This window comes from Blautia sp. HCP3S3_C4 (genome assembly GCF_052064095.1).
Classification (GTDB): domain Bacteria; phylum Bacillota; class Clostridia; order Lachnospirales; family Lachnospiraceae; genus Blautia_A.
Genome location: NZ_JBQHWF010000007.1, coordinates 13691 through 33702, shown reverse-complemented (window position 1 = coordinate 33702; position 20012 = coordinate 13691). Strand labels below are relative to the sequence as shown.

Sequence of the window (20012 nt, the reverse complement as noted above, 5' to 3'; positions counted from 1 at the left end):
GGGTAATGGAATTTGGGGAGGATACAGGTTACAGACTTGTGTAAATATGAAAAAATAAGTATACTGAAAAATAAAGAGGAGGGCAAGAAAAGATGATCTATTGTGTGGAAGATGAACGTAATATCAGAGAGCTTCTTATTTATACACTGGAAACAACAGGATTCAAAGCCAAGGGGTTTGGGAATGGTGCTGAGCTGATGAAAGCACTTAAGGAAGAGATACCGGAGCTGATCCTTCTGGATATCATGCTTCCGGGAGATGATGGTTATACAATCCTGGCACAGCTGAAAAGTATGTCGTCGGTGAAAGATGTTCCGGTGATCATGGTAACGGCCAAGGAAGCGGAATTTGATAAAGTAAAAGGACTGGAAGGCGGAGCAGATGATTATATTACCAAGCCTTTTGGAATGATGGAATTTATTGCCAGAGTAAAAGCTGTACTCAGGCGAAGTGCCCGTCAGAATGAGGACAGGGAACTTCATTATGGGGAACTTTATCTGAATGTAGGGCGCCATGAAGTGCGATATCAGGAAGAAAAGATTGAACTCACCAGAAAGGAATTTGAACTTCTTCAGTATCTGATGGAAAATAAAAGTCTGGTCATGACCAGAAACCAGATTCTCTGCCATGTGTGGGGATATGATTTTGATGGTGAAACAAGAACTGTGGATGTTCATGTGAGAACTTTACGACAGAAGCTGGGTGAAGCCGGAGATTTGATCGAGACAGTCCGTGGAGTGGGTTACAGGATTGGAGAATAGGGGAAGAGATGAAACAGAAAATATTCAGTCACACCAGTTTACTTATTATTTTATCCGTAATACTTACATTTCTGGCAGCAGGAACCGTTATGTATAACCGATATGACATATATATGAAGCAGGGCGTAAGGGATGAGGCTGCATATATTAAAACCGGTCTGGAAGAAGACGGAGAGGCTTTTCTCTCAGACAGGGTCGGAGATGCCACCAGTAGCAGGATCACTCTTCTGGGAAAAGATGGTCAGGTGTTGTTTGACAGTATTGAGAATCCGGAAGAAATGGAAAATCACAGTAACAGACCGGAATTTATTGAAGCTGAGAAGCAGGGATCCGGTGAGATGGTCCGCTATTCAGACACATTATCCAAACAGACGTTTTATTATGCTGTAAAATTAAAGGATGATCAGGTTCTGCGAGTAGCCAGGACTACAGATAGTCTTCTGTTAACAATGCTAACCAGCTTTCTTTTGCTTGGCGGACTGGTATGCGTGATTCTTGTAATTGAACTTTTTCTTGTACAGAAACAGACCAGAAAGCTGATAGAGCCTATCAACCGGATTGATCTGGAACATCCTCTGGAGCATGTATGTTACGAAGAATTAAGGCCATTGCTTTTTCGTCTGGATCAGCAGAACAGACAGATTCAGAAGCAGCTGGAAGATCTGAAGAATGCAGAAAGTGCGAGAAAAGAGTTCACAGCAAATGTTTCCCACGAATTGAAAACTCCTCTTATGTCAATCTCCGGATATGCAGAGCTTATGATGAACGGAATGGTCCCACAGGATAAGATGCAGGATTTTTCAGGAAGAATTTATCATGAGTCTGAACGGTTATCCAATCTGGTTGCAGATATTATCCAGCTTTCCAGACTGGATGAGAAAAATGGGGAAACTATGTTTGAGCCTGTTGACCTGGGTGAACTTGGAGAAGATGTGATCAATAATCTCCAGAATCGTGCGGCAAAGAAAAAAATCAGGCTGGAATATGCAGGAGACTCTGCACAGATTCAGGGAGTACGTCATGTATTGTATGAAATGTTTTATAATCTTACGGACAATGCTATACGTTATACATCAGAAGGTGGAGAGGTTAAGGTTTTTGTGGGAAAACTCAATGGAAAATCTTATTTCCGTGTGGAAGATAACGGAATCGGTATTCCGGAAAACGAACAGCAGAGGATTTTTGAACGTTTTTACAGAGTAGATAAAAGCCATTCCCGTGAAACTGGAGGTACAGGTCTGGGGCTTTCTATTGTAAAGCATGGTGCAGCTTTACATTATGCAAAGATACTCCTTGACAGTGAACCCGGACGGGGAACAAAGATGGAGATTTTATTTAAAAATTAAAAAAATATAAAACGCATTACCAGGAATGGGATAAATGGTAATGCGTTTTCTTTTTGGGGATTGACAGACAGATGAATATTAGGGAAAATAGAATAATACAGTTATGTTTTTATGGTGGCAGAGACAATGGAGGGTATTTTCAGTATGAAAAAATGGAAAAGCATTTTGGTTGGTTTGAGTTGCCTTTCGATATTGCTTGCAGCAGGAGAGATTCCTGCATCCGCATCCGATGAAATCCCGGAACAGAGTATTATATATTGGTCTATGTGGGAAGAGGATGAACCCCAGGCAGAGGTGATCAGAGAAGCAGCAGACGCCTATCAGGAGTCTACAGGTATTTCTGTGGAGATCCAGTGGAAGGGCAGGGAGATCAGATCTCTGATCGGACCGGCCTTAGACGCAGGAGAAGAAATAGATCTTTTTGATGATGATTATCAGCGAATGGTGCAGGAGCATGGAATATATCTCACTGATCTGAAAAAAATAGCTGCTTCCGTAGATTATGAGAAACATGTAATGCCCATACTTTTGGAACAGATTGAAAGGTGGGGAAAGGATAAGCTTCTGACCATGCCTTATCAGCCTTATATAACAGGAGTGTGGTATAACAAGGATCTTTGGGAGAAGGCTGGTCTTACAGATGAGGATATTCCGGAAACCTGGCAAAAGTTTCTCAGAGTGTGCAGAAAGCTTAAAATAAGTGACATTGGTGCCAGCCCTATGGTCTGTGATTCTGCCTATCTTGATTTATTGTTTGGGTATCAGCTGGCCAGATATGTAGGACAGGATCAAGTAGCGCGGATTATTAAGAATGATACCTGGGATCAGGTTCCGGAGGCGTTACAGGCAGCAGAAGATATCAGAACCTTATTCTGGACAGGGTATATGAGCGAAATTTCTCCGGCCGAGTATCCGGAGGGACAAAATCAGATTGGCAATGAAGAGGCTGTTATGTTCCTGCAGGGGTCATGGGGACCAAATGAAGTGATGGAGAATACACGTTGTGATATTCGATGGGGATTTTTTCCCTGGCCCTCTGTAAATGATGGAGTGGATGGCACTGAGGGGCTTATGGCAGGTGCCCAGGGCTTTGGAATTACTGACAGATCTGAGAAAAAGCAGGAAGCCTTTGATTTTGCCTATTCCATTTGCACTGGAGAAAATGATATGAAAATCACTGATGCTGTGCAGTCTGTTCCGGCAGATGCAGAGAATGCCCAATGGCCGGAAGCCATTGCGGAGGCAAGTGATTATCTGGATAAAATGAAAAAAACTTATATGTGGGCAGCAGGACTGGAAACGGCAGATTATAAAGACGGGTTACAGAGAGAACTTGTAAAACTCACAAAACTGGAGGAAACACCGGAGGAATTTATTGAAAATCTCAGTAATATGAAATAAGAAAAAAGCTGTCTGGTATTACTGGCGCTCTCGTTCTGAGAGCGCCTTTATTGATGTAATATATTCTGTAGGTGTCATTCCGGAAATTTTTTTAAACTGTCTGGAAAAGTAATGGATGGAAGAGTATCCCAGAAATTCCGAAATCTGTGCGAAGTTCATCTGGTTTTCGCGGATCAGCTGCTGAGAACCAAACAAAAAATCTTCTTTCTTTTCCATCTTTTCTGTATAAGGGTCATCCAGAGGGGTTGCGATACAGCGGCGGGCCTCAGCGATCAGCATTCCCATGAGATTTCTCTCAGAATCAGAAAGTTTCAGCAACTTTTTCTCAAAGAATTTCATACATGGAGAATCGCATTCAAAAGAAACTACCACAATATTAGGAGCGGTATTTCCTATGGCAATAAGGTTATGAAATTCATTTGGTCTGTGAAAGATGAGCTGCCCACTTGTCAGATGGTAGATATCGTGTGGTCTGTAAGCAGTGTAGGCTTTTTTGTATGGTCACAGCTTTTCTCCACAGTAACTGCAGACACACAGACAATTACCCCTTATGTTTATATGTATATGCAGATTTTTGGCGGCGGTAATACAGTTACAGAACGAAATGCAGGTCTGGGAGCGGCCATCGGTGTACTGCTCAGTGTCTGCGTAGTCATTGTATTTACAATCTGTAACAGAGTGATCAAAGATGATGATCTGGAATTCTAAGGAGGGATGAGAAATGGCAAAAGAAAAAGAGGCACGCAGACCCTTTAATCTGAAAAAAGAAGTCAAACTCCTGCCGGGATACATCATCCTGCTGCTCTGGGTAATCTTTACCATTGCGCTTCTGGGATGGGTATTCGGGGCAAGTTTTTCAAAAACAGCAGAAATCTTCCAGGGAAAAGCCCTGAAGTTTGAGTCCGGATTACATTTTGAAAATTATGCTAAAGCATGGAACGGTGCCGGAGTCGCAGGCTTCTTCGGAAATTTTCTGATCTATTCCGTGATTTCCTGTACAATTCTGATTCTGGTGTGTGCACCTGCAGCTTATGTACTGTCCAGATTTGATTTTATTGCAAACAAATTTATCCAGACCAGCTTCGTATCTGCAATGGGTGTTCCGGCAATCATGGTTGTTCTTCCCCTTTTCAGCATTATTTCCGGTATGGGAATCCTGAATAATGTGGCAGCAGGAAGAACTGTATTGATTATATTATATGTAGGAATTAATGTACCTTATACGACCATTTTCCTGCTTACATTCTTCAGCAATATTTCCAGAACCTATGAGGAAGCGGCAGCAATCGACAGATGCCCTCCCATACGTACTTTTTGGGAAATCATGTTTCCCATGGCACAGTCAGGAATTGTAACAGTGACAATTTTTAATTTTATTAATATCTGGAACGAGTATTTCCTGTCATTGATCTTCGCAAGCTCAGACAAGCTGAAACCTGTTGCACCTGGACTTTATGGAATGATCAACTCCATGAAATATACAGGTGACTGGGCCGGAATGTTCGCAGCGGTAATCATTGTATTCCTGCCGACATTTATTCTGTATATTTTCCTGTCTGAGAAGATCATCGGTGGTGTACCGGTGGTATTAAGGGATAATATTAGAGGACAGCAGGACAATACCAATTGTTTGCGATTGTGAAAGGTATTATGTAACACGTTTTGACCTCGAAATCATAGTATGATAAGATGAATGTAAAAAGTTACCAGGTAATCTGAGAGTAACGAAAAACATTTAAAGAAAAGAGGAAAAAAATTATGAAGAAACCAGTATTAGTAGTTATGGCAGCAGGTATGGGAAGCCGTTACGGCGGTCTGAAACAGATCGATCCGGTGGACAAAGAGGGACACATCATCATGGATTTCTCCATTTATGATGCAGTACAGGCCGGATTCCAAAAAGTAGTATTTATTATCAAAAAAGAAAATGAAGCAGACTTCAGAAGCGCCATCGGTGACCGCCTCAGTAATCAGCTGGAAGTATCATATGTTTTCCAGGATCTTCACAATATTCCGGAAGGCTATGAAGTACCGGAAGGACGTGTGAAACCATGGGGAACCGGACATGCCGTATTAAGCTGTATCAATGAAATCGACGGACCATTCGTTGTAATCAATGCAGATGACTATTATGGAAGTCATGCATTTAAGATGGCATATGATTTCCTGACAGAGAACGAAGATACCGCAGATACTTACAGATATATGATGGTCGGCTATAAACTGGAAAATACTTTGACAGAGAATGGCCATGTGGCAAGAGGTGTGTGCGTTACAGATGAAGAAGGACATCTTCTTAAGATCAACGAGCGTACCCATATCGAAAAGCATGACGGCGGCACAGCTTATACAGAAGACGATGGAAAAACATGGACTATGCTTCCGGAAGGCAGTACAGTATCCATGAATATGTGGGGATTTTCCGCAAGTATCCTAAAAGAGCTGAAAGACAGATTCCCTAAATTCCTGGATGAGAATCTGAAAGTAAACCCGCTGAAATGTGAATATTTCCTGCCATTTGTAGTAGATGAACTTCTCGGTGAGAAGAGAGCAACTGTAAAGGTTCTGAAATCTATGGATAAATGGTATGGCGTAACCTACAAAGAAGATAAACCTGTGGTAGTAGCTGCCATTCAGAATTTAAAAGATGGAGGGCTGTATCCACAGAAATTATGGGAGGAATAATTGAGTGGAAATTAACCGGGAGATAAAGAATATCACCAGTGCATTTGTTCTGGAAGATAATCTGACAGAATGTCTTCCTTATGGAAGCGGACATATCAATGATACTTACCGACTGACTTACGGTACAGGCAAACATTATATTCTTCAGAAAATGAACAGGAGTATTTTTACCAAACCTGTGGAACTGATGGAGAATGTCAGAGGTGTTACTGCCTGGCTGAAGAAAAAGATCCAGGAAAACGGTGGAGATGTGGAGAGAGAGACTCTGAATCTTGTGATGACAAAGGATGGACTTCCTTATTATGTAGATGAGGACGGAGAATACTGGAGAGTATATTTATTCATTGAAAATGCCACATGCTATGATATGGTAAAAGATGAGGAAGATTTTTACCAGAGTGCAGTTGCTTTCGGACATTTCCAGAGGCTGCTTGCGGACTATCCGGCAGAAACTCTTCATGAAACCATCGTAAATTTTCATAATACGGTGGACAGAACTGGATATGCTTCCCATGGGAGCAATTCTTATGACCTTTGCATGTGGGATGCGTTTCCTCACAGACTATCTGGAGGGAGATCATTATTTCAAGATTCATAGAGAGGGACATAATCTGGATCGTTGCAGAACACAGTTCAAACTGGTGAAAGACATGGAAGAAAAACTTTCCCGGATGAAAGAGATTGTAAATAAGTATAAACAGGTATAAAAAAATGTACATGTCCATAAAGACTTGTATTTATGAACTGATTCGGATAGAATTATCCTGCGGGGATATGAGAGAAATCATATTTTCGCAGGATTTTCTACAATACATGATGTGCCAGGCAACGGTATTTTACAGTTCTGAATATAGGGTGCTGTAAAATACAGAGGTAAATTTTGCAGATGTGAAACAGGATATCGCAGAATTTTATAGATTACACTCAGAATTATCAAGGATATTTCTGATGCTGTGAACTAATATAGGTATTGTTGAAAAAGAAAAAATTAACAGAAATTGCAAAAAAACAAGTATTGTAGCAGGAAGACAGGTTAGGAGGAATTATTATGGCAATTTTAGTTACAGGTGGAGCAGGCTATATTGGAAGCCATACAGTTGTAGAATTGCAGAACGCAGGATATGATGTTGTAGTTCTGGATAACTTAAGCAATGCAAGCGAGAAATCACTGGACAGAGTATCCAAGATCACAGGCAAACCAGTGAAATTCTACAAAGCAGATATCCTGGACCGTGATGCTTTAAATGAAATTTTTGATAAAGAAAATATTGATTCCTGTATTCATTTCGCAGGCTTAAAGGCAGTAGGAGAATCTGTTGCAAAGCCATGGGAATATTATGAGAATAACATTGCAGGAACATTAACACTGGTAGATGTTATGAGAAAACATAATGTAAAGAATATTATCTTCTCATCATCTGCAACAGTATATGGAGATCCGGCTATCATCCCGATCACAGAAGAGTGTCCAAAAGGACAGTGTACAAACCCATACGGATGGACAAAATCCATGCTGGAACAGATCCTGACAGACATTCAGAAAGCAGATCCGGAATGGAACGTAGTTCTTCTCCGTTACTTTAATCCGATCGGTGCTCACAAGAGCGGAACCATCGGAGAGAATCCAAACGGAATCCCGAACAACCTGATGCCATATATCACACAGGTTGCGGTAGGTAAACTGAAAGAACTTGGTGTATTCGGAAATGATTATGATACTCCGGACGGAACTGGTGTGAGAGATTACATTCACGTAGTTGACCTTGCAAAAGGACATGTAAAAGCTCTTAAGAAAATAGAAGATAATTCCGGTTTAAGCATTTACAACCTTGGTACAGGAAAGGGCTACAGCGTTCTTGACATTGTGAAGAATTTTGAAGCTGCTACAGGTGTTAAGATCCCATATGTAATCAAACCACGTCGTGCAGGCGATATTGCAACCTGCTATTCCGATGCTTCCAAAGCAGAGAGAGAACTGGGATGGAAAGCTGAGAACGGAATTAAAGAAATGTGTGCCGACTCCTGGAGATGGCAGTCCAATAACCCGAATGGTTATGAAGAATAATTAATTAAATCAACTGAATGCAGGTGTATTTAACAACTTGCCTGCGGAAAATCAATATCCCCCACACATGGAAAGACTGTTCATGCGTGGGGGATGTTTTAATGTAGGATTGGCGATGTGATTTTTTTCGGCTATAATAGATAAAAGAAAGGAGAGGACGCATATGAAAGTAGCAGCAATTCAGATGCCCACAGTAAAAGATAAAATACAAAATATCCGTACTGCCGGCACTTATATAGAAAAAATAAAGGCAGAAAATCCGGACTTTGTAATCCTTCCGGAGATGTTCTGCTGTCCGTATCAGACCGAAAATTTTCCAGTTTATGCAGAAAAAGAAGGTGGTCCATCCTGGCAGGCAATGTCTGATTATGCCAGAAAGTATCATATTTATCTGATCGCTGGCTCCATGCCGGAAGCAGATGATGTGGGAAATGTTTACAACACTTCTTATATTTTTGACAGAGATGGAAAACAGATTGGCAAGCACAGAAAAGCTCATCTCTTTGATATCAATGTAAAAAATGGCCAGTACTTTAAAGAATCAGATACTCTGACTTCGGGAGATCATGCCACAGTATTTGATACTGAATTTGGGAAAATGGGTGTCATGATCTGCTACGACATCCGCTTCCCGGAGTTTGCCCGCACAATGGAACTGGACGATGCAAGGATGATTTTCGTCCCTGCAGCATTTAATATGACTACAGGCCCTGCACATTGGGAACTGACTTTCCGTGCAAGAGCCCTTGACAATCAGATATATATGCTTGGATGTGCTCCTGCCAGAGATACACAGGCAGGATATATTTCCTGGGGACATTCTATTGTAACAGATCCCTGGGGAAGGGTCATGAAACAGTTGGATGAGAAAGAGGGCATTTTAATAGAAGAAATAGATTTGGACCGGGAAGACCAGATCAGAGAGCAGCTTCCATTACTAAAACACCGCAAATCTGAAATGTACCATTTATAGGAGAACACAATTTTTTCGTAGACTGACCATAGATCAAACACATTTATCAGATATAGTAATACCATCAACAAAAACAAAAGAAACAGAGAAAATTCAAAATAGAAAGAACAGAGAGGTATTACTATGAAATATAAACATCTGGCAATAATCATGGGAGTTATGATAACAGCAATATCTGTGGGCTCTACGGCAACAGCACCATCACATCCCTGTCAAACACAGGAACTATCACAGATGCAGACGGCAAAACAGTCTCCATCGTAGAAACAGACGGAACAACTTATGTAAAAGGCGACAGTGATTATACAATCACAGTAGGCTCTTATCAGGACAGTGCAGATACATCTGCATCTACTACAGTTGACTGACTGGTCAAACTATGAGGTAGAAAGACCGGAATCTCTGTAAAATAAACAAATAAAATCTAAGTAAAATGAGAAAAGAGCTCATTCTCAATACCTGAATAAGGCAGAAACAGGTAATTAAGGCAACAGCAATAAAATCAAAATGTAAAAAAATCACGGCGAACAGTCGTGATTTTTTTATGCGCATTTAATATTCATTTGACCAAAATAAGATTGTTGGTGATGCCAAAAAGTTTTTATAATAATACCAGAGCATTTTTCAAACACGCTCTAGTGGTCAAAAGCAAAATGTCGGTGGACAGTGCAATGACAATAAAAAGAAATATAGCTCAAAAAGAGGAGAGAAATATTAATATGCAGAACAATCTTGCATCAATGATAAAAGAAAAAAAGCTGTTCCTCCTGGATATTGACGGAACTGTTGCTCTGGGAAGTGAACTTCTTCCGGGTGCAGCAGACTTTCTTCAGACAGTAAAAGAAAACGGTGGAATTTTCCGGTTTCTGACAAATAACTCGTCCAAAGCAGTCAGTGATTATGTAGAGCAGTTTCATGACTGGGGAATTGAAACTACGGAAGAGGAATTTATCACTGCAGGAACTTACGCCAGAGATTTCATGAAGAAATATTACGGAAACGAGAAAATCCTGGTAGCAGCTACCGAAACCTACTGCAGCGAATTGCGAAAAGCAGGCCTGAACATCACAGATCAGGCAGGGGATGATGTAGACTGCGTACTTTGCGCTTATGATACAGAGCTTACCTATGAGAAACTGGTTCAGGTCTGCAAACAGCTCACAGAGACAAAGGTTCCCTGGTTTGCAACAAATCCGGATCTGCGTTGCCCCATTGATTTCGGAATGGTACCGGACTGCGGTTCCATCTGCCGGATGATTACGGCATCTGTTGGCAGAGAACCGGAATATATCGGTAAACCTGCACCCGGAATGGTATATGCCTGTATGGAAGAAACAGGATGCACTCCGAAACAGACCCTGCTTATCGGTGACAGAATCTACACAGATATGGAATGCGGGAAACGGGCAGGCATTGACAGTTGTCTGGTACTGACAGGCGAAGCCAGTGCAGAAGAATGGAAAAACGGTTTCCGGTGCCAGTCACTGGGGAAACTTGCCGGATATTTTTCATAAAGATAACTGAAAAGGTATTACATTGCCAAAACAGCCCGACCCCAAAATATCAGTGAAAAATATTAATTGTAAAAGCAGGAGAGGAAAGAAAATCAAATGTCGGAAATCATATTAAGAGACATCTGCAAAAGCTATGAAAACGGCTTTCAGGCAGTAAAGAATTTTAATCTTGAAATAGAAAAAGGGGAACTGGTAGTTTTCGTTGGTCCGTCCGGATGCGGAAAGTCAACCACACTCCGAATGATCGCAGGATTGGAAGATATCAGCGACGGTGAATTATGGATCGGAGACAAACTGGTCAACTATCTGGAACCAAAAGAGCGCGACCTTGCAATGGTTTTCCAGAGCTATGCTCTCTATCCACAGATGAATATTTACGATAACATTGCTTTCTCTTTGCAGGTAAGAAAAGTACCGAAAAAAGAAATTGATAAAAGAGTTCACCATGTGGCAGAACTTCTGGGACTGGAAAATCTGCTGAAACAAAGACCGAAGAATCTTTCAGGCGGTCAGCGTCAGCGAGTAGCTATCGGAAATGCCATCATCCGTGAGCCGAAAGTACTTCTTATGGATGAGCCATTATCCAATCTGGATGCAAAACTTCGTACCCAGATGAGGGTAGAACTTGCAGGTATTCACAAAGCCCTTGGAAACACCATTATTTACGTTACTCATGATCAGACAGAAGCAATGACTCTGGGAGACAGGATCGTAGTGATGAATCAGGGAGTGGTACAGCAGGCAGATACTCCGCAGAATCTGTATGCTTATCCGGTAAATCGGTTTGTTGCAGGATTCATCGGTTCTCCATCTATGAACTTTATCAAAGGACTGGTAATAGAAAAAGTAGGAATCCCTACATTCTGCACTGAGAATGACGGAGATATCCCGATCCCGGATTTCTTATGGAAAATCCTGAAGCGTCAGGGCTATGTTGGCAGAAATATCGAACTCGGAATCCGCCCGGAGCATTTTCTGGAAGAACCAGCAGGAGCAGATACCAGAGGCGAGTGGAAAATGGAAGTTACAGTCACAGCCAGAGAACTTCTGGGAGCGGAGGTCATCCTCCATTTCAACCACAACGGTCAGGACTGCTGCGCAAAAGTTTCCGGTGACAGTCTGATTGATAAAGGCGATAAAGTAACGCTCTGGATCGATATGGCATACATTTCAGCATTTGATCTGGAAACTCAGGAGAATATCACTCTGAGAAAAGGGATGTTTTCATAAGCAATGATATTGTTCAAAAGTTCAATATAAAACTCATAAAAACAGGAAAGGTGTTCAATACATGAAGAAGTTAAAAAACACAGGTGCCTACGCATACCTGTTTCCAAGCTTTCTGATCTTTGGAATCTTCTTATTCTACCCGTTTTTTAAGACTTTATACTTAAGTCTTTTTAAAACGAATAAGATGGGACAGGCAAAACTATTCGTAGGACTTGGCAACTACAAAGAATTATTACAGTCATCCTCATTCTGGAACAGTCTGGCAGTTACCCTGATCTTTGTTGTGATCGTAGTTGCAGTCAGTATGATCCTGGGACTTACAACAGCAGTCCTCTGCAACAAAACATTTCCGGGAATCCGTTTTTTCAGTACTGCATATGCACTGCCAATGGCAATCGCATCCAGTTCAGCAGCAATGATTTTCAAGATCATGCTTCATCCATCCGTAGGAATCATCAATAAGATTTTTCATCTGGATATCAACTGGGTCAGTGATCCGAAATACGCACTGATCTGCGTAGCAGTTCTTACTGCATGGCTTAACAGTGGAATCAACTTCCTGTATTTTTCAGCAGGATTAAGTAACATTGATGAAACTATTTATGAACGAGCTTCCGTAGACGGCGCAAGTTCATTCCAGAAATTCTACCGCCTGACACTTCCGGGACTGGCACCAATGATGTTCTACACATTAGTGGTAAATATCATCCAGGCATTCCAGTCATTCGGACAGGTCAAGATCCTGACACAGGGTGGTCCCGGAGAATCCACAAACCTGATTGTGTATTCCATTTACAGAGATGCCTTCTTTAACTATCGCTTCGGAAGTGCAGCAGCCCAGTCAGTGGTACTTTTCCTGATCGTGCTGGTATTTACTCTGGTAATGTTTAAAATTGAGAAAAAAGGAGTGAAATATTAATGTCACAGTTAGGCAGCATCACTGCTGAAAAAGAAAAACAGATGGCTCTGGAACGCCAGAGGTTTCAGGAAGTAAAAGCAAAAATGCTGGCGCAGCAGAAATATAAAAGAGTGGCCAGAACTGCCGGACACATTGCATTAAATATTGTCGTGGCGTTAATTGTTCTTCTGCCTCTTTTATACGCAGTAAGTATTGCATTTATGCCATCCGGTGAACTTTTTACTCTGGATATGAATATCCTGCCCAAACATCCGACATTGGAGAATTTCCGACAGGCACTGCAGAAGGTTCCACTGGTTCGTTTTGTAGTAAACTCTTTCCTGGTAGCAGGTCTCATCACTTTCGGACAGATCATTTCCTGTTCACTGGCAGCGTTTTCCTTTTCCTTTCTGGATTTCAAAGGAAAAAATGTGCTGTTTATGCTGGTGATGGCAACTATGATGATTCCGGGAGAGGCAACGATTATTTCCAATTACCTGACAGTCAGCGGATGGAACTGGCTGGATTCCTATCAGGTACTGATCGTGCCCTATCTCACATCTGCAATGGGAATCTTCCTGTTCAGACAGTTTTATCTTACATTTCCGATTTCGCTGTATGAATCAGCGAAGATTGACGGCTGCTCCAATCTGCGATTTATCTGGCAGATTCTGATGCCGCTGACAAAATCAGCAATGGGAGCTATGGCAGTGTACACATTTATTAATGCATGGAATATGTACATGTGGCCATTACTTGTGACAGGATCAGACAAGATGCGTACTGTGCAGATCGGTATCGGTATGCTGGACAGCGTAGACTCCCAGTCTATTACATTGATGATCGCAGGCGTAGTACTGATTATCCTTCCGTCCATTTCCATATTCATTGCAGGACAGAAGCAGCTGATCAGAGGTATGTTCTCAGGTGCCGTAAAAGGCTGAGAAATAGAGAAAACAAAAACAAACAACATGAAAAGAAAGAGGTAAGTTATGAAGCGTAAACTCGCAGTATTATTAACAGCAGCAACAGTATTCAGCGCAATTCTTCCAACTACCTGCATGGCAGCAGAGAAAAAGGCAGACATTCCGGAGGGAACAACGATTTCATTCTGGCACGCAATGGGCGGTGTCAACGGGGAAGCACTGGACTATCTGGTAAATAAATTTAATGAAGAAAATGAATATGGAATTAAAGTGGATTCTCAGTATCAGGGAGAATATGACGATGAGATCAATAAGTTAAAAAGTGCCCAGCTTGGAAATATGGGAGCTGATCTGGTGCAGATTTATGATATCGGAACCCGTTTCATGATCGATTCCGGATGGGTGATCCCAATGCAGGACATGATTGACAGCGAAGGATATGATGTATCTGATCTGGAACCAAATATCACAGCTTATTATATAGTAGATGATAAATTATATTCCATGCCATTTAACTCCTCTACACCGATTCTTTATTACAACAAGGATATGTTTGACAAAGCAGGTGTGACAGAGGTACCTACAAGCCTTGAGGGAATCGCAGAGGTTGCAGATGACCTTGTAAACAAAGGCGGTGCGGGAGAAGCATTATCCATGGGAATCTATGGATGGTTTTTCGAAGAGTTTATGTGCAAACAGGGTCTGCCATATGTAGATAACGGAAACGGACGTGAGGCAGCAGCTACAAAGGTTGCATTCGATGAAAACGGAGGTGCACTGAATATTCTTAATGAGTGGAAGAAACTTTATGGCGCAGGCTATGCACCAAACGTAGGAAGAGGCGGAGATTCCGGACTTGCAGATTTCTCTTCCGGAAAAGCAGCTATGACATTAGGTTCCACAGCGTCCCTGAAACAGATTCTGCAGGATGTAAACGGTTCCTTTGAAGTAGGTACCGCATACTTCCCATCCATTACAGATGATGATAAAGGTGGTGTATCCATCGGTGGTGCTTCTCTCTGGATGCTTGACAACCAGGATGATGCAAAGAAAGCAGCTACATGGGAATTTGTAAAATATCTGGTATCTGCGGAATCACAGGCATACTGGAATGCACAGACAGGATACTTCCCTGTAACAACAGCAGCACATGACGAGCAGGTATTCAAAGACAACATTGCAAAATACCCACAGTTCCAGACAGCCATTGACCAGCTTCATGATTCTGCACCGGAATATGCAGGTGCACTTCTCAGTGTATTCCCGGAAGCACGTGCGATTGTAGAGACAGAAGTAGAGAATATGCTCAACGGAAAAGAATCTGCAGAGGATGCGGTGAACAAAATGGCTTCTGATATGAACAAATCTATCGAAGATTATAACTTGCTGAATGAATAAAAAATATTGAAAACAGTATACCGAGAGGTGTTATAATCATTCACAGGAAAAATATTTATACTTAAATGAGGACAGGGGGCTGCGTATGCGGTCCCTGTTTATGAAGATTTACGGTAATTTCCACAATATGACAGCCTAGCTGTCTGGGTATTTTGCAAAAAAGCGGAGATGGAAAAGGTGAAATATATTATTGGGGGATATTGTAAATGAATTTTATATAAGAGAGGCATATGGAAATGACAGAAACAATAAAGAGAACAACAAAAGTATGGGCACACAGGGGTGCCAGCGGATACAGACCGGAGAACACTCTGGAAGCATTTGAACTTGCCATCAGACAGGGCGCAGACGGAATCGAACTGGATGTACATACTTCCGCAGACGGCGAACTCATCGTTATGCACGACGAAAACGTAGATCGTGTCACAGACGGAACCGGACTGATCAAAGATATGACACTGGCTCAATTGAAAGAATTAAAAGTCAGCACACCCGCAGAACCATCGGGAATTTATCACATTCCAACTCTGGCAGAAGTACTGGAGCTCATGCGCACCACAGACATGATGATAAACATTGAACTAAAGAACAGCATCTGCTTCTATCCGGGAATGGAAGAGAAGATTCTGAAACTGGTAAAAGAAATGAATATGGAAGACCAACTGATCTATTCTTCCTTTAATCATTATAGCCTGTTGCAGTTAAAACAGTTAGACAATCAGGTACAGACCGGAATCCTTTTCAGTGACGGATGGGTAAATCCAGCCATGTACGCCAAAAATCTCGGAATCAACGCCGTACACCCTGCAGTTTATCACCTGAAATACCCACAATTCATAGAAGAAGTCAAACGTGCCGGACTGAAAATGCACGTATGGACTGCCAACAAACCAGAACACATCCAGCTGGTAAAAGACGCAGGTGCAGAAGCAGTCATTACCAATTATCCGGACAGAGCGATTGAGATTATAGAGAAATAAAAAATTCCTGCCTGTTCATATGAAACTGTCATATGTTCAGGCAGGATTCTTTCTTGTATCATTATATAGATATTGTAGATTTTCAGAGTTTTCTGCTGCTATTTGAAAACCATTTCAGAAATTATTTCTGCAGTTTCTTAGCATGCTCAGATTTCGGCTCACAGGTAAGTTCAACACCCAGCTTACGGAATTCCAGGATATCCACCTGAGACAGGAGTACGGAAGTATGAACCTGGCAGCCTTTTAATTTCGGAATCTGTTGCAGGGCAAGCTTGGCATCTTCATTATCTGCGGCACTGATGGAAAGTGCGATCAGAGTCTCATCAGAGTGAAGTCTTGGGTTTTTGCTTCCCAGATATTCTGTTTTGAGTGCCTGAATCGGTCTTAATGCTTCCGGAGAGATAACATGTTTGTCATGATCGATTCCTGCCAGTTCTTTCAGTGCATTCAGAAGCAGTGCTGAGGATGCCCCGAGAAGTTCAGAAGTCTTACCTGTAACAATACGTCCGTCAGGAAGTTCCAGGGCAGCAGCAGGTGCACCTGTTTCTTCTTCGCGTTTCAACGCAGCAGGAACCACCTTGCGGTCTTCGATGGTTACATGAGCCTGTTTCAGCAGAAGTTCGATTTTGAAAACTTCTTCCTCACGTCCGGCTCCGCGAACCAGAGCTTCCATGCTCTTATAATATCTGCGGATGATCTCCTGACGTGCAGCTTCCTTGCAGACTTCATCATCAACGATGCAGTTACCGGCCATATTAACGCCCATATCTGTGGGAGATTTGTAAGGGCACTCGCCCATGATCTTTTCAAACATAGCCTGAAGAACAGGGAAAACTTCAACGTCACGGTTGTAGTTGATGGTAGTTTCTCCATATGCTTCCAGATGGAACGGGTCGATCATGTTCACATCATTTAAGTCTGCAGTAGCTGCTTCATATGCCAGGTTTACCGGATGCTTCAGAGGAATATTCCAGATTGGGAAAGTTTCAAATTTGGCATATCCTGCCTTGACACCGCGCTTGTATTCATGGTAAAGCTGAGAAAGGCAGGCGGCCATTTTTCCGCTTCCGGGTCCTGGAGCAGTGATGACAACCAGTGGTCTTGTTGTTTCGATATAATCGTTCTTGCCATATCCCTCATCACTTACAATAAAGGAAGTATTATTCGGATAACCCGGGATCAGATAAAGCACGTATACTTTGATTCCAAGCTTCTCCAGACGTTTCTTAAACGCATCTGCGCTTTCCTGTCCGGAATACTGGGTGATGCAGACACTTCCTACATAAAGTCCGCGCTCTGTAAAGACTTCCATAAGGCGGAGTACATCTTCATCATAAGTGATACCCAGGTCACCTCTGACTTTATTTTTATCAATATCAGCGGCGCTGATTACAATAACGATCTCTGCCTGATCAGAAAGCTGCATCAGCATACGCAGTTTGCTGTCCGGCTCAAATCCCGGAAGAACTCTGGAAGCATGGTAGTCATCAAAAAGCTTGCCGCCGAATTCCAGATAAAGCTTGTTGCCAAACTTATTGATACGTTCCCGAATATGTTCGGACTGCATTTTCAGATATTTGTCGTTGTCAAATCCTATCTTCATTTGTTCGTTTCCTTTCCTCTCCCTATTATTTCTATCTGTTCCTATGTTTAAAAACACTTTGCCATTAGTATACTACAAAAGAACAGGTTTGTAACGATAAATTTAAATTAAAAATAAATATATTTTTCTATTTTTTTCAAAAACAGACAGGATTTCCAAATATCCAGGTTGATTTATAGGAAAATTCTCTTTATAATAAAATAGATAATAAATAGGAGGAACAAAATGGATAATCACATGGACAATAACCCAAATGGCAATGGTCCTGATAATAAGGGTCCGGGTAAAATGGATCCGAATAAAAATCATCAGTCGATCCTTGCCTTTCTGGTGTGCCTTCTGATCACTCTGGTGTGTTTTGCTATGTTTACCAATATGCTCAAAGATAATTCCAGTGAGATCAGTTATGATAAATTTATCAAAATGGTAGACAACGGAGAAGTGAAAAAAGTCACACTGCAATCAGATACCCTGACGATTGTGCCCAAGCAGCAGGATTCGGACTTTTCGGAAAAGGTTTATTATACCAATCAGATGGAGTCAGAGGATAAGCTCACAGAACGTCTGGAAGGGACAGGAATTAAATTTCAGTCACAGCCGCCGGACGCTGTCAGTGAAGTAGTGGCTATGCTGGTAAGTGTTCTGCTTCCAACACTGTTGCTGTTTGCACTTCTCATGATATTTATGCGCCGAATGAATAAAGGCGGCGGAATGATGGGAGTTGGTAAGAGCCGTGCCAAAGCTTATATCCAGAAGGATACAGGAGTAACCTTCAAGGATGTGGCAGGACAGGATGAGGCCAAGGAATCCTTGCAGGAGGTAGTGGACTTCCTTCATAATCCCGGTAAATATACAACTATTGGAGCTAAGCTTCCCAAGGGAGCGCTTCTGGTTGGACCTCCCGGAACAGGTAAAACCCTTCTGGCAAAGGCTGTTGCAGGAGAAGCGCATGTGCCGTTTTTCTCTTTATCAGGTTCTGAATTTGTAGAAATGTTTGTAGGCGTGGGTGCATCCCGTGTTCGTGATCTGTTTGAGGAAGCAAAGAAAAATGCTCCCTGTATTATTTTTATTGATGAAATTGATGCCATAGGAAAGAGTCGTGATTCCCATTACGGCGGCGGAAATGATGAGAGAGAACAGACCTTGAATCAGTTACTGGCGGAGATGGATGGTTTTGACACTTCCAAGGGGCTTCTGATTTTGGCGGCTACCAACCGTCCGGAGGTTCTGGATCCTGCTCTTCTCCGTCCGGGACGTTTTGACAGGCGGGTGATTGTTGACCGTCCGGATCTGAAAGGCCGAATTGAGATTCTGAAAGTACATGCCAGAAATGTCAGTCTGGATGAGACTGTGGATTTTGAAAACATTGCATTGGCAACTTCCGGTGCAGTTGGCTCAGACCTGGCAAATATGGTCAATGAAGCTGCGATTTTGGCAGTGAAAAATGGCCGGCGTGCAGTATCTCAGAGAGATTTGTTAGAAGCAGTGGAAGTAGTTCTGGTGGGCAAGGAGAAGAAAGACAGGATTCTCAGTGCTCAGGAGCGAAAGATTGTTTCTTATCATGAGGTGGGACATGCATTGGTCAGTGCACTGCAGAAAGACGCAGAGCCAGTACAGAAGATTACCATTGTGCCCAGAACCATGGGAGCACTGGGATATGTTATGCAGGTACCTGAGGAAGAGAAGTATCTTAATACCAAGAAGGAACTGGAAGCTATGCTTGTAGGTTATCTTGGCGGCCGTGCGGCAGAAGAGCTAGTTTTTGATACAGTGACTACAGGTGCGGCAAATGATATTGAACAGGCTACCAAGGTAGCAAGAGCTATGGTTACGCAATATGGTATGTCTGAGAAATTTGGATTGATGGGACTGGCTACACAGGAGAATCAGTATCTAAGCGGAAGAGCTGTGCTGAATTGTGGAGATGATACAGCAACAGAGGTAGATCATGAAGTAATGATACTTCTTCATAATTCTTATGAGGAGGCGAAGCAGCTTCTTGGCAGTCACAGAGCAGCACTGGACAGGATTGCTGAATATCTGATCCGAAGGGAAACAATCACAGGCAAAGAGTTTATGAAGATTTTTCGTGCCGTGGAGATGGGAATGGATATTCCGGAGAATCTGGACGAGTTTGAACTGAAAGATAAAACAGAAGAATAGGTGAAAAATGGGCTGTTACGTTAAAATGATGTAACAGCCTTTTTACTGTTCGCTGGTAACATCCCGCGA

At 42.1% G+C, this 20012-nt stretch carries 16 protein-coding genes and 2 pseudogenes; 16 read left to right on the top strand and 2 right to left on the bottom strand.

Translation table 11 applies throughout. The features are described 5' to 3' along the window. The first annotated feature begins 92 nt into the window (after positions 1-92). The 3 genes from ACTNC6_RS08035 to ACTNC6_RS08025 all read left to right on the top strand — a co-directional run bounded on the left by ACTNC6_RS08035 (position 93) and on the right by ACTNC6_RS08025 (position 3508). Positions 93-761, top strand: a complete 669-nt coding sequence (locus ACTNC6_RS08035; protein WP_173743968.1) for a response regulator transcription factor — start codon at positions 93-95, stop codon at positions 759-761. An 8-nt stretch (positions 762-769) separates the two neighbouring features. After that, on the top strand, positions 770-2107 hold the full coding sequence (locus ACTNC6_RS08030; protein WP_441036385.1) for an ATP-binding protein: 1338 nt from the start codon (positions 770-772) through the stop codon (positions 2105-2107). A 144-nt stretch (positions 2108-2251) separates the two neighbouring features. Beyond that, entirely contained in the window at positions 2252-3508 is a 1257-nt protein-coding gene (locus tag ACTNC6_RS08025; RefSeq protein ID WP_441043804.1) for an ABC transporter substrate-binding protein, read from the top strand. Between the two features lie 18 nt (positions 3509-3526). On the opposite strand, the gene ACTNC6_RS08020 is transcribed toward ACTNC6_RS08025, so the two are convergent. Then, a complete protein-coding gene (locus tag ACTNC6_RS08020) occupies positions 3527-3847 on the bottom strand; it encodes an AraC family transcriptional regulator (RefSeq protein ID WP_291816165.1) in 321 nt (106 codons plus the stop codon). A 126-nt stretch (positions 3848-3973) separates the two neighbouring features. On the opposite strand from ACTNC6_RS08020, the pseudogene ACTNC6_RS08015 reads away from it, so the two are divergent. The 12 genes and pseudogenes from ACTNC6_RS08015 to ACTNC6_RS07960 form a co-directional block, all read left to right on the top strand. Next, a pseudogene (locus tag ACTNC6_RS08015) lies at positions 3974-4216 on the top strand (sugar ABC transporter permease); the annotation flags it as partial. Between the two features lie 13 nt (positions 4217-4229). Next, the gene (locus tag ACTNC6_RS08010; protein WP_441043803.1) at positions 4230-5150 is read left to right on the top strand and encodes a carbohydrate ABC transporter permease; all 921 of its coding nucleotides are present in this window, start codon (positions 4230-4232) and stop codon (positions 5148-5150) included. 116 nt (positions 5151-5266) lie between these two features. Next, entirely contained in the window at positions 5267-6193 is a 927-nt protein-coding gene (locus ACTNC6_RS08005) for a nucleotidyltransferase family protein (RefSeq protein ID WP_022380562.1), read from the top strand. A 4-nt stretch (positions 6194-6197) separates the two neighbouring features. Further along, positions 6198-6900, top strand: a pseudogene (locus tag ACTNC6_RS08000) (hypothetical protein). A gap of 341 nt (positions 6901-7241) precedes the next feature. Then, positions 7242-8258, top strand: coding sequence for a UDP-glucose 4-epimerase GalE (galE, locus tag ACTNC6_RS07995; protein ID WP_177285109.1), 1017 nt, complete (start codon positions 7242-7244; stop codon positions 8256-8258). Between the two features lie 163 nt (positions 8259-8421). Beyond that, positions 8422-9231 (top strand): carbon-nitrogen hydrolase family protein, encoded by an 810-nt coding sequence (locus tag ACTNC6_RS07990; protein ID WP_441043802.1) that lies wholly within the window; start codon positions 8422-8424, stop codon positions 9229-9231. Positions 9232-9950: 719 nt separating this feature from the next. Continuing rightward, complete coding sequence (locus tag ACTNC6_RS07985; protein WP_441043801.1) at positions 9951-10745, top strand: HAD-IIA family hydrolase; 795 nt, start codon at positions 9951-9953, stop codon at positions 10743-10745. Positions 10746-10841: 96 nt separating this feature from the next. Beyond that, on the top strand, positions 10842-11975 hold the full coding sequence (locus ACTNC6_RS07980; protein ID WP_441043800.1) for an ABC transporter ATP-binding protein: 1134 nt from the start codon (positions 10842-10844) through the stop codon (positions 11973-11975). 61 nt (positions 11976-12036) lie between these two features. Beyond that, complete coding sequence (locus ACTNC6_RS07975) at positions 12037-12894, top strand: carbohydrate ABC transporter permease (protein ID WP_441043799.1); 858 nt, start codon at positions 12037-12039, stop codon at positions 12892-12894. Between the two features lie 83 nt (positions 12895-12977). Further along, on the top strand, positions 12978-13817 hold the full coding sequence (locus ACTNC6_RS07970) for a carbohydrate ABC transporter permease (RefSeq protein ID WP_226840044.1): 840 nt from the start codon (positions 12978-12980) through the stop codon (positions 13815-13817). A 48-nt stretch (positions 13818-13865) separates the two neighbouring features. Next, positions 13866-15197, top strand: coding sequence for an ABC transporter substrate-binding protein (locus ACTNC6_RS07965; protein WP_441043798.1), 1332 nt, complete (start codon positions 13866-13868; stop codon positions 15195-15197). A 230-nt stretch (positions 15198-15427) separates the two neighbouring features. Next, complete coding sequence (locus ACTNC6_RS07960) at positions 15428-16177, top strand: glycerophosphodiester phosphodiesterase (RefSeq protein WP_441036401.1); 750 nt, start codon at positions 15428-15430, stop codon at positions 16175-16177. 121 nt (positions 16178-16298) lie between these two features. On the opposite strand, the gene ACTNC6_RS07955 is transcribed toward ACTNC6_RS07960, so the two are convergent. Then, positions 16299-17780, bottom strand: coding sequence for a DUF1846 domain-containing protein (locus ACTNC6_RS07955; RefSeq protein WP_441043797.1), 1482 nt, complete (start codon positions 17778-17780; stop codon positions 16299-16301). 225 nt (positions 17781-18005) lie between these two features. Here ACTNC6_RS07955 and ftsH point away from each other — a divergent pair, with 225 nt between their 5' ends. Then, positions 18006-19943 carry an ATP-dependent zinc metalloprotease FtsH gene (ftsH, locus tag ACTNC6_RS07950; protein WP_441036405.1) on the top strand — a complete coding sequence of 646 codons (1938 nt, stop codon included), beginning with the start codon at positions 18006-18008 and terminating at the stop codon, positions 19941-19943. Positions 19944-20012 lie beyond the last annotated feature (69 nt).